The organism is Pseudomonas syringae pv. tomato str. DC3000 (assembly GCF_000007805.1).
GTDB classification, from domain to species: Bacteria; Pseudomonadota; Gammaproteobacteria; order Pseudomonadales; family Pseudomonadaceae; genus Aquipseudomonas; species Aquipseudomonas avellanae.
Window position 1 is genome coordinate 2,691,133 of the sequence record NC_004578.1, and the last position, 11,638, is coordinate 2,702,770.

Genomic DNA, 11,638 nt, shown 5'->3' on the forward strand with positions numbered 1-11,638 from the left:
CATGGCAGCTTTGGGCCTGGGCCCATCTGGAGATTTGCAGCCTCAGCCGTTGAAACTGCCCAGTGATTTGGGGCACGGTAGTAAAGTTCTGGTGCTGGGGGCGGGTATCGCTGGGTTAGTGGCGGCATTTGAACTAAAGCGAGCGGGCTTCTGCGTCGAGGTGCTTGAAGCGCGAAACCGTGTGGGGGGTAAAAATTGGACGTTGCGAAAAGGCGAGCGTGTCGAAAATATGGACGGTCGTCGTCAGTCTGTCAATTTATCAGAGGGTCTGTATTTCAATGCGGGGCCGGCGCGTATACCCAGTCAACATCGAACGCTGCTCAATTACTGTGCTGAGCTGGGTGTTGAACTTGAAGTGTTGATTAACTCAAGTCACAGTGCTTTGTTGATGCCAGACTTGAATCAATCGCCTTTCACAGTGCGGCAAGCGCTTAATGACACACGTGGGCATATTTCAGGGTTGCTCGCGACCTCAATAAAGGGGCACGCTCTGGACAGTACCCTTGATGCCGAAGAACGTAGCCGATTACTGCAGTTCCTGAGAAACTACGGGGACCTTTCGGAAGCGCTGGCTTATGAGGGGAGCGCGCGAGCCGGGCATTTGAAAGTGTCTGATGTTCCTCAGAGCGTTCTCGACGATAAGTCTCCCTTGGCGCTGGAACACCTTTTGCACTCAGATATGTGGGATGAGTTACTGTTGTGCGAGTTTCCGGAGTATTCTCCTACCATGTTTCAGCCCGTTGGAGGAATGGATAGAATTGTCGAAGCGTTTTATCAGCGACTCACTAAAGAAGTGCATCTAGGGGCTGAGGTTCAAAAAATAAGCCAATGCACTGATCACGTCAATGTCACATGGCGTGATGGCGACGCTGGTAGGCTTCAAACGTCACAGGCTCACTTTGTTATTTCAACGTTGCCTTTTCCGCTGTTAGCAAACATCGACACGGATTTTAGCGACGCCGTATTATCTGTTGTCAGATCTGCTCGTCATGGGCACGCCACGAAAGTTGCCTGGCAATCAGAACGCTTTTGGGAACGTGATGACCGGATTTTCGGAGGTATCTCATGGTTGAACCATCCGGCGAGGATGTTGTGGTATCCCAGTGATCGATTAAATTCACCCCAAGGCGTATTGGTAGCCGGTTACTTTTTTGGTAAAGGAGCCAAGGCATTTAGTGATACGTCCTTTAACGAACAGTATTCGGTATCGACTTCTGCTGTTGAGCTTCTGCACCCGGGCGCCTCTCAATACTTGATGAATCCGATTTCGGTTTCGTGGGAACAACAACGTTATAGTGAGGGGCCGTGGCTGGAAGGTGGAACATCGTCGGAAAAGATAAGTCGCTTATTTCAGCAACCCTTGGGACGTATCTATTTTGCAGGTGATGGGCATGCTCAGAATGCTATTGGTGTCTGGCAAGAATCCGCTGCCAATTCAGCACGCTACGCGGTCTCACAACTGGCCGAGCGTTTCAGTCACTTTCGTGCGTCTAATCCGCGTGGATCCGATCTGTTGATCGGGTAGGTCCGGGAGAGCGAAATGCATATTCGAGAGCACTATTCATTTAAGCGAGGTCAATGTGACTACCCTGTCTGAACATCTGTTGGTTGACTCCGCCCCGGCTATAGTACCTGTCCACGTGATAGCTAGTGATGCCGAAGCTCTGCAGGCCGCTCGTGATTTCGCTGTTTACGCCAGCCTTGACGCTGTAGGGCGTGACCGCGAACGACGATTGCCTTGGGCTGAAATCGAGCGCTTCACCGCCAGCGGCCTGGGCGGTATTACCACGCCACTTGCGTACGGCGGGGCCGAGGTCAGTCATGTGACCCTCGCCGAAGTATTCAAGATCATTTGCCAGGCCGATCCAGCTCTGGGGCAGATTCCACAGAATCATTTTGGTGTTCTCAGCGTCGTGCGCCACGTCGCGGAGCCCGCGCAACAACAGCAACTGTTTCAGAGCATCCTGAAGGGGTGTCGCATAGGTAACGGCGGTGCAGAGCGAGGCACCAGAAACACCTTGGACATTCGCACTGTCGCCCACCGGGAGGCCGATGGTAGCTATAGGATCAAGGGCGAAAAATTTTATTCCACGGGAGCCTTGTTTGCTCATTGGGTAAGCATCAAGGCGCTGGACGATAATGGGAAAACTGTAATGGCTTTCATCGAACGTGGTACCCAGGGGCTGCGCATCGTCGATGACTGGTCCGGTTTCGGCCAGCGGACCACTGCCAGCGGGACCGTGCTGCTGGACGACGTGTCTGTGCCTGCCAAGCAGGTGGTGCCGTTTTATCGTTTGGACCAGAGCGCCAACATCCAGGGCTCGGTGTCGCAATTGATCCAGGCCGCGATCGATGCGGGTATTGCCCATGCCGCAGTAGCCGAGGCCATCACTTTCCTCCGGGATCGTGGTTGGAGTTCGCGCGATGCTCATGTCGAGCAGACGCTTACGGAGGCTCGCATTATGGTAGAAATTGCCAAGCTGCAGATTGAGCTGCTAGCCGCCGATGCTCTGCTCGAGCGCGCGGCCCGTACGCTGGATGAAGTTGCGCGTCAGCCCCTGGACGACGCTGCGGCGGCGCGGGCATCTGTCGCCGTCGCGGAGGCAAAGGTGATAACAACCGAGATCTCGTTGTTAGCCAGTGAAAAGCTCTTCGAGCTGGCCGGCCATGGCGCTACCCGAACCGAACTCAATCTAGACCGGCATTGGCGCAACGCCCGCACCCATACCGTGCATGACCCGGTGCGCTGGCAGGTTCACGCCGTCGGTAACTACCATCTTAACGGCGCCTGAGTCAGTGCCACTTTTGGATTTGAGCTCATGAACACACCTTTGCAACGACCCTTAGCAGATTCAACCGGGCTGATCGAAAACGATGCCCACGCCTTGGCTGTCGCTACGGCTCTGGCCCAAGAGTTCAGTATTGATGCTGCGCTACGGGATCGCGAAAGGCAGATTCCATATTCTGAACTCGATGCGGTTTCCCGATCCGGGATCCTGGGCATTTCCATACCCCTCGCTTTCGGCGGCGCAGAGGTCAACAACGTAATCCTGGCAAAGGTCATCGCCCAGATTGCCCAAGCCGACGGCTCACTGGGGCAAATTTTGCAGAACCACTTTCATACCTTGGAGGCGTTGCGCGTCTACGGTAGTCGGGCTCAGCAACAGCGGATATTCGCTGAGGTTCTGGCCGGTGCACTTTTCGGCGTTGCGGTGGACGAACAAGGCACCACGAACTCACAAATCTGCACTGCGGTTTTGGCCCCCAGCGGTGAAGGCTATCGCATTAGCGGTCGCAAGTTCTGCGCCACGTGCGCCCCTTATACCAGGCAGATTCTTGCGTCGGCAGTGGATGCGCAAGGCGCGCGGTATATGGTGTTCATAAGTCTTGATGCTTTAGGCCTGAGTATCGTCGATGACGGCTCTTGCTTTGGTCAGCGCACCGTCGGCGGCGGATCAGTGATGTTCGACAATGTTTATGTGACATCAAGTGATGTCGTACCTTTTCAGGTATCGCTAAATGACCCGAACTGCGTTGAACGGCACGCGCAGTTCATGCATGCCGCTGTAGGCACCGGTATCGCTCGCGCGGCCTATGAAGACACCCTGCGCTTCGTTCGGGAGCACGCGCGGCCTTGGCCAGAAGCCGCCGTCGATAAAGCCCGCGATGATCCTCTGACAATAATCGAGATCGGTCGGCTGATAATTCGTTTACATGCTGCCGAGGCGCTGCTTGAGCGCGCTGGCGCCGCCGTTGATCTAAATAGAAAGGCTGTCTGTGCCGAAAACGTCGCTCTGGCCTCTATGGTCGTGGCGGCAGCGCAAACCCTGAGCACTGAGGTATCTCTGGCTGCTGGCAGCAAGCTGATCGAGCTTGGAGGTGCGCGCGCCACCCTCAGCGACTACGGACTGGATCGACACTGGCGCAATGCCAGGGTACATACGTTATACGATCCGGCGCGCTGGGGGCCACACCAGCAAGGGCAACAGAAGCTGGCGCCGTTCTAAGGTATTTAGAGCAAGCCAATACGCTTCCAGAAACAGTGAATTGCAGTTGTGTCTCTGCGCGAGCAAGCAGCTGATCGAGGGCGAACAGCACGTCGAGAAACTCGCATTGAGTCGTCCGCCTTTCCACTCCGGCAAACGCTCAGTGCTCCAAATTTCTGTCAGTTGAGTCTAAGCAATCCGGCGCCTGACCCGACAGCATCTGGCACGCAGCGGCCGACGTTACCAGAGATTGACCTGGCGCAAAACAAACCCGCTGATACTGTTTCAGGGTGAAGAAATTAATTTATATATCTGTGATCCGGCCGATATATCCCTACGTATGCAGCGCTCTGCTCGCCAGAGCCTTGTGGAACAGGAGCCCCATGGACCCGCGTCTCGCTGGACTTTCTTTTTTACTCACGCTGGGATGGACCGGTGCCGTGCTGCTCGTCATCTGGTTTTACGCCTGAAAGGTGCGTGGCTTTTATCGTTTTACCGGGCTGTATACAGCGCAGGCTCGGCCAGTGATCGGGCAGGTTTGATGCGGCGTTTTTAGTGGTGGCGAACTAGTGGCTCTGGCGCTAGTCTGAATGACGTCGGGCGCAATCCGCCGCCGGTTTGCCCAGCGACTGCGGCCGTAGTACCTGGCCCTGATTACCTGACAGTTCGCGCTATGGAAGGCATTGAGAAAGACGATTACCCGGCTTGATCGGCAGGCACCACAGTCCGCACATGCGTGTGTCTGACAGGTCCTGCGCAGACCGGTGCTTTATAACAATACTTCCATAGATGTTTACTCGCAGAGTATTTTCACATGTCGACCACCACAGAAAGCACCCTCAAGGACAGAGCCGAGGTACAGCTGGACCTTCATTCGCTGATGGTAGCCATTGACCGGTCTCAGGCAATGATCGAGTTCGATCTCGAAGGCAATATCCTGCGGGCCAACGCCAACTTTCTGGAGTGCGTCGGGTATCGGCTGGAGGAAGTTCAGGGTCGCCACCACCGTATGTTCTGCACCCCGGAATACGCCTCCAGCGTCGAGTACGCATCGTTCTGGGAGACCCTCGGCAAGGGTGCTTTTGATGAAGGGCAATACAAACGTCTTGGCAAAAATGGTCGCGAGATCTGGTTGCAGGCGACCTATAACCCGGTTTTTGACGAACAGGGCAACCCGTTCAAAGTGGTGAAGTTTGCCACCGACGTGACTCAGCAGCGCAAGACCCACGCCGAGTATGAAGGCAAGGTCGCGGCTATCGATCGCTCCCAGGGCATCATTGAATTCGATCTGAACGGTCGGGTGCTCAATGCCAACGAAAACTTTCTCAAGGTGCTGGGTTATCGTCTGGATGAAATCCAGGGCCAGCATCACCGCATGTTTTGTGACGACGATTACCTGAACAGCCCGGCCTACCGTGCGTTCTGGGCCAAGCTTGAACGTGGCGAATATGACTCCGGCGAATACAAGCGCGTCGGCAAGAACGGTCGCGAGCTGTGGATCAGTGCCACCTACAACCCGATCTTCGATCCGGACGGTCGCCCTTATAAAGTGGTGAAGTTTGCCAACGACGTCACTGAGAGCCGAGCCCGTCAGGCCGAGTACGCGGGCAAAGTTACCGCTATCGAACGTTCCCAGGCCGTTATTGAATTTGACCTGACCGGCAGAGTGCTGACGGCGAACCGCAACTTTCTGGCGGTGTTCGGTTACGATCTGGACGAAGTTGTCGGTGAACACCACCGCATGTTCTGTTCCGAGGAGTTTGTCAGCAGCCTGCAGTACCGCGAACTGTGGGAAAAACTCGGTCGTGGCGAGTACGACGCCAACGAGTACAAGCGCAAACGCAAGGACGGCAAGGAAATCTGGATTCAGGCGACCTACAACCCGATCTTCGATGCGCAGGGCAAACCCTACAAGATCGTCAAGTTCGCACTGGACGTGACCGAAGCGAAGGAAACCAGTGTCGAGGACAAGGGCAAGGTCAATGCCATTAATCGCGCTCAGGCGGTTATCGAATTCGACATGGCCGGTAATATTCTGGCGGCCAACGCCAACTTCCTCAAAGCGCTGGGTTATGGCCTTCAGGAAATAAAGGGCCAGCACCACCGCATCTTTTGTGAAGAAGAATACGTGCGCGGCACCGAATACCGTGAGTTCTGGCACGGGCTGGGGCAGGGCGAGTTCCACTCCGGGCGCTTCATGCGGGTCAGCAAATACGGGCAGAAAATCTGGATTCAGGCGACTTACAGCCCGATCTTCGACCACGACGGTCTGCCGTTCAAGGTCGTTAAATTTGCCACCGATATCACCCGCCAGGTTGAGATGGAGCAGGCGATTGAAGCCAAGACCCGCGCCATGGGCGAGTCGGTGAAGGCGTTGATGAACGCTATTTCTTATGTAGCGCAGAGCACCGACACCGCCACCGAGCTTGCCAGGTTGACCCGCGAGCAAGCCAGCAGCGGTTCACAGACGCTGGTCAAGGCGTCCGATGCCATGGACATGATTGCCAAGTCGGCCGAGGGTATTCAGGACATCATTCAGGTGATCAGCGAGATCGCCAGCCAGACCAACATGCTGGCGTTCAACGCAGCCATCGAGGCCGCCAGAGCCGGTGAGCACGGCCTTGGCTTCTCTGTCGTCGCCGATGAAGTGCGCAAGCTTGCCGAAAAGTCCTCGCGGGCCACCAAGGAAATCAACAAGCTGATTCTCGAAACGGTAAGCCGCATCGAGTCGGGCAACGAGATCTCCCGCAGTGCCGGCGAGGCGTTCGAGCATATTGTGAACGGCGTGATGCAGACCACTCAGGCGATCGACGGCATCAACACCGCAACCGAGAAGCAGCGCTTGTCAGCGCAGGAGGTCGAAACATTGATCACCGAGCTGCATAAAGCCAACCTGACCAGTTACAGCCAGACCCTGGACAAGGGATCCATCGGACAACCTGCATGAGCAGCTTGAATGCCTATGGCGTCGTGCAGATCAACGGCGTTTATCTGGCGGTGGTGGCCGATGCGCTGATGGAGGCGGTGCACTGGCCTGCGGACCTGCATCCTCACCCGCTGACTCGTGGCGCGCTGCGCGGGGTTTTTACTCTGCGCGGCAAGCCGGTGCCGTTGGTGGACCTGCGCAGTGAACTGGCCGAAGGGGGCGACGTTACCTCCGCCACGCCACTGGTTGCGATTCTCAAATACGGCGGCGGTTATCTTGGCCTGGCGATCGATGCGGTCTGCGACATCCTCAAGGCCCGCGACTCGCAGTTCAGCCCGCTGGGGCCCGGCGGCACCAGCGTCGGGCTGCTGCCAGCGCTGCTGTTGAACGCAGATGAGTCGCGGATGATCTACAAGCTGGACCTTGGCGTGCTGAGCAGTCTGCCGGGCGTGCTGTTTGCGGCTGATCCGAGTGCGCAGATCCTCAAGGAAGAGGCGCTGGCGGCCAAGAATCGCCTGCTGCACTACCTGGTGTTCGAGTGTGACGGTCGAAACTTCTGTATCGATGCGAGCGTTGTGACCGAATTGGTGGATGGTCCCGAGATCACCGCATCGGACTTTGCCAGCGACTGTTGTTTTGGCGTCACGTCGGTGCGTGGCACCAAAGTACCTGCGCTGAGCCTTTCCGAAGTGCTGGGGCTGGATCATCAACGTCAGACGTCCAAGCCGCAGTTGCTGCTGTTGACCGCGCCGGATGGCCGTGTGTGCGGCTTTGGTTACGACCGCATGGTCGCCATTCAGCGTCAGGACCCCGACAGCCTGCTGGCTGCGCCGGGTTATGGCCTGCCGCACCCGGAGCTGCTGGCCGGGGTGATGAACCTTGAGGAAGGCCAGCAGGCGTTACTGCTCGACCACCCGATGCTGTTGCAGCGACCGGAAGTCAAAAGCTACACCCAGGTTTACCAGCATGACGTCAAACCGGCGCAAGCCTCGCATGACGTGACCAAAGCTATGCTGCGCCATGCCTGCCTGCTGTTCGACGCGCCGACCCGCTTTGTCGCGCCGTTGAGCCAGATTGTGGAGATCATGAGCGTGCCGCAACAGCTGATCGGGCTGTTGCAACCGGCGACCCACCTGCTGGGGCAGTTCAATCTGCGTGGCGAACAAGTACCGCTGATTTGCCTGAGCAGTCTGTTGGGTGAAGGCACGCAGCCTCAGGACGACGTGTCGCGAGTACTGATCGTGCGCGGCGAGCGCTCCTGCTTCGGCTTTGCGGTCAGCCGGGTCGAGGCGATCGACGCCTTCAATCAGTTTGATCCGGCCATGCTTGATCAAGGCTGGCAGGCCAATACCGGCAAGGGGATCTCGGTCAACGACCGGGTGCGCTCGCTGGTCAGCGTCGGCAGTCAGGAGCGCAGCTGGCGCGCAACCCTGCTCGACCTGCAAGGGCTGGCCAGGCAACTGGAGCGCAGCGTCAACCAACGCAGCGCGGCCGTGCAATCGGTCTGAACCGAATGCTCCGCGTGTGGCCTTATTACCTATACACACGCGGAGGATCCGACCATGACCGAGAAAAAAGACGAGAAGAAGCCAGAACCGGCAAGCGACGTACCAGCGCATTCGACGCCGGAAGAAAAGGAACGCCTGAAAGACTTCAACAAGGATGGCATTCCGCCTGGGGTCTGCTGATTGCCCTGACGTCTGTTTTCCGAAGCGCCCGGCCTTTTTCAGGCCGGGCGTTATCGTTTCAGGGCTTTATGACTCATTCACCACTGTTGGCGAACGCCAGCAGCCCTGCACCTTCCATCCGGTAACGCACCCATTCGCTTTGCGGCTCTGCACCGATCGCTTCGTAAAACCGGATAGCGGGCTCGTTCCAGTCCAGCACGCTCCATTCGAGGCGGCCGCAATCGTTGGCCACGGCTTCGCGAGCGATGTGTCGAAGCAGGGCGCGGCCTGCGCCGACGCCGCGCTGCTCAGGGGTGATGTACAGGTCTTCCAGATACACCCCGTTACGCCCCAGCCAGGTGGAATAGCTGTAGAAATACACGGCGTAGCCAATGGGCTTGCCGTCGTACAGGCACATCAGCGCGCTGGCAGGTGCATTGTCAGCAAACAGAGACTTCTGAATGTCTTCGGCACTGGCCTTGACTTCATGCCCGGCGCGCTCGTAGATCGCAAGTTCGGTGATGAATGCCAGAATCTGACTGACGTCAGCGACAGTGGCAGGGCGGATTTCGAGGGGCACGGAGGCACTCCTTGGCTGATGGGCGCAGCATGATAGCCGCAGTCGTCAGTCAGTCGATAGTCACGCGTCGCGCAGCAAGTCGTTGGCGTTGAGCAGTTGGTAGACGATCTGCGGGCGTGCTTCCAGAGCGCTGCGGATTGCGCTTGCGACCAGTTTGCGTGTCTTGCGGCACAGCCCGGTCTTTTTCTCGACGACAATGCTGATGCCGCGCATGGTGCGCACTTCGTTGAAGCCCGGTGCGATTTCAATGCGCACGCCCAGTTGCTCGAAAATCCTGCGCTGCATGTGCTGCAGATCTTCCAGGCTTTCGACACGGCCCAGGCGTTCGAGCAGCGTGATTTCCGCGTCACGGGTCAGCTTGAGTATGCGCCGGTCGGCATCCTCGGCCTCCAGCCGTTCGCGCTCGCAGTCGCAAGCGCCGGGCGGGCAGGGGTTACGGATTTTGACGGGTGGGTTCATGGACGCAGCATAGCGATGGATGTGGGCTTGTGACCACACCCATTTACAGCAGATCAGTTAGGCCACTTCATCTCGCCCTTGATGACCTTGGCACTCAGTTCCAGCGAGCTGGGCTCGGCCAGTTGCGGCCAGGCTTTCTGCATGGTATCGATCAGGGCCTTGGCGTCCTTGGCTTTGGCCGCTTGTTGTTCAAAGGATTTCAGATAGTCGGCGGTGAAGGCAACCGCTTGGGTGCCTTGAGGAATCTGCCCGAGGTAATGGCCTGGGATCACGGTGGCCGGTTTCAGCGCTTCGATGCCCTTGAGTGTGGCGAGCCAGTCCTGACGGGACTTGGGGCTCTGTGTGTCGGCTACCCAAACGTGAATGCCGCTGGACACCACGACGCCACCGACGACGGCCTTGAGCGATGGAATCCATACATAGCTGCGTTCCGGAGCCGTGCCTGTCAAACCTTTGATCTCCAGCGGCTGACCTTCGAGGGTCAGGTGATCACCCTCCAGCACTTCGGGCAGCACCAGTTTTTCCGGGGCGTTGTCTTTCAGGATGGGGCTCCAGTAGGCAAGCTTGCCTTGCATCGAGGCCTTGATCGCTTTGACGGTAGGCGCGCTGGCAACGATTTTTGCATCGGGGAAAGCCGCTTGTATGACCTCCAGACCGAAGTAGTAATCCGGGTCGCTGTGGCTAATATAGACAGTGGTGAGCTTCTTGCCGGTGGCCTTGATCTTCGCGACCAGCGCCTGAGCATCGTTGCGCTGAAACTGCGCATCGATCAGCACCGCATCATGCTTGCCGGTGACCAGTTCTGAGGACACCGGGAAGATGGCTTTTTCGGCCGGGTTGTAGACCTCGATCGCCAATGGGGCGGCAGCGTGGGCGGCGAGCGGGAGCAACGTAGCGAGGGGCAGGGCGGCGAGGGACAGGGCAAGCAGGGAGTTGCGCAACATGAGGCACGACCTTTGGCGGGCAGGACTGAGGCCCCTATCTTAAGTTGCTTTAAATGAAACAAAAGCCTCAGTATTGGCAACTATAGATTGCTTGAATCGGACGAATAATGGATCGCATCACGGCGGCGAGGGTGTTCATCGCCATCAACGAACGCGGCAGCCTCATCGCTGCCGCCGAAACGCTGGATATGTCCAGAGCGATGGTCACCCGCTATCTGGCGCAGATGGAACGTTGGGCGGGCGCAAGGTTGCTGCACCGCACCACCCGTAAACTTGGGCTGACGGCGCCGGGGCAGGCGACATTGCTGCGTTGCCAGCAGTTGCTGGAGCTGGCCGATGCCGTGCCTCTGGCCGCCGACACACACGTCGACGAACCGCGCGGCATGGTGCGCATTGCCTGCTCACAGTCCCTGGCGCAGGCGGTCCTGGCGCAGGCGGTCACCGCCTACCTGCAGCGCTATCCCGGCACGTCGGTGGATTTTCAGATCGGCAATGAAGCGGTGGACTTGGTGAGTGAACGCATCGATCTGGCCATCCGCATCACCAATCAGCTGGACCCCAACCTGATCGCTCGACCGCTGGGGCATTGCGATTCGCGGGTTTGCGCGTCGCCGGCGTACCTCGCTGCACACGGCACGCCGTCCAGGCCGCAGGAATTGAGCGCTCATAATTGCCTGACCTATTCCTACTTCGGTAAAAGCCTATGGGAGTTCACCCGTCAGCACACGCAGCTCAGTGTGCCGGTGGGCGGCAACCTCAGCGCCAACGATTCAGTTGTATTGCTGGAAGCCGCAGCGGCAGGCGCGGGTATTGCCTTGCAGCCGGTGCATTCGGTAGCGCCGTTGATTGCCAGCGGCAAGTTGATTGCGCTGATGCCCGACTATCAGCCACGCGCGCTGGGGATACACGCGATCTACACCTCACGGCATCACCAGTCAGCGACCCTGCGTACCCTGCTGGATTTTCTGGCTGAGTGGTTTGCGAGAGGGTGAGGCCTGCTCAAGACCGGACGCGGAGCGTCGCACGATAGTGGGTTATCGTTGCCTACGCTCCAGCAGGAATGCAGTTCTCTATGC

The 11,638-nt window shown here is 57.9% G+C and carries 10 protein-coding genes; 7 read left to right on the forward strand and 3 right to left on the reverse strand.

All coding sequences use genetic code 11. The features are described from left to right. Position 1 precedes the first annotated feature (1 nt). The 6 genes from PSPTO_RS12665 to PSPTO_RS30500 all read left to right on the forward strand — a co-directional run bounded on the left by PSPTO_RS12665 (position 2) and on the right by PSPTO_RS30500 (position 8,600). Complete coding sequence (locus PSPTO_RS12665) at positions 2–1,525, forward strand: flavin monoamine oxidase family protein (RefSeq protein WP_011104005.1); 1,524 nt, start codon at positions 2–4, stop codon at positions 1,523–1,525. Positions 1,526–1,580: 55 nt separating this feature from the next. After that, complete coding sequence (locus PSPTO_RS12670) at positions 1,581–2,792, forward strand: SfnB family sulfur acquisition oxidoreductase (protein WP_011104006.1); 1,212 nt, start codon at positions 1,581–1,583, stop codon at positions 2,790–2,792. 27 nt (positions 2,793–2,819) lie between these two features. Beyond that, positions 2,820–4,007: an SfnB family sulfur acquisition oxidoreductase gene (locus PSPTO_RS12675; RefSeq protein WP_011104007.1), complete on the forward strand. Its 1,188-nt coding sequence runs from the start codon at positions 2,820–2,822 to the stop codon at positions 4,005–4,007. Between the two features lie 793 nt (positions 4,008–4,800). Continuing rightward, the gene (locus PSPTO_RS12680; protein ID WP_011104008.1) at positions 4,801–6,933 is read left to right on the forward strand and encodes a methyl-accepting chemotaxis protein; all 2,133 of its coding nucleotides are present in this window, start codon (positions 4,801–4,803) and stop codon (positions 6,931–6,933) included. Continuing rightward, on the forward strand, positions 6,930–8,420 hold the full coding sequence (locus tag PSPTO_RS12685) for a chemotaxis protein CheW (RefSeq protein WP_005771214.1): 1,491 nt from the start codon (positions 6,930–6,932) through the stop codon (positions 8,418–8,420). The genes PSPTO_RS12680 and PSPTO_RS12685 overlap by 4 nt, the downstream gene beginning before the upstream one ends. A gap of 54 nt (positions 8,421–8,474) precedes the next feature. Continuing rightward, positions 8,475–8,600 (forward strand): hypothetical protein, encoded by a 126-nt coding sequence (locus tag PSPTO_RS30500; protein ID WP_005617503.1) that lies wholly within the window; start codon positions 8,475–8,477, stop codon positions 8,598–8,600. Positions 8,601–8,673: 73 nt separating this feature from the next. Here PSPTO_RS30500 and PSPTO_RS12690 read toward each other — a convergent pair whose 3' ends face one another. The 3 genes from PSPTO_RS12690 to PSPTO_RS12700 are packed head-to-tail and all read right to left on the reverse strand — an operon-like array spanning position 8,674 to position 10,562. Further along, complete coding sequence (locus PSPTO_RS12690; protein WP_007246884.1) at positions 8,674–9,159, reverse strand: GNAT family N-acetyltransferase; 486 nt, start codon at positions 9,157–9,159, stop codon at positions 8,674–8,676. Positions 9,160–9,219: 60 nt separating this feature from the next. After that, positions 9,220–9,618, reverse strand: a complete 399-nt coding sequence (locus PSPTO_RS12695; RefSeq protein ID WP_005771221.1) for a hypothetical protein — start codon at positions 9,616–9,618, stop codon at positions 9,220–9,222. A 53-nt stretch (positions 9,619–9,671) separates the two neighbouring features. Further along, on the reverse strand, positions 9,672–10,562 hold the full coding sequence (locus PSPTO_RS12700) for an MBL fold metallo-hydrolase (RefSeq protein ID WP_005771225.1): 891 nt from the start codon (positions 10,560–10,562) through the stop codon (positions 9,672–9,674). Positions 10,563–10,669: 107 nt separating this feature from the next. Between PSPTO_RS12700 and PSPTO_RS12705 the strand changes: the two genes are divergently transcribed. Next, entirely contained in the window at positions 10,670–11,554 is an 885-nt protein-coding gene (locus PSPTO_RS12705; protein WP_005771227.1) for a LysR family transcriptional regulator, read from the forward strand. Positions 11,555–11,638 lie beyond the last annotated feature (84 nt).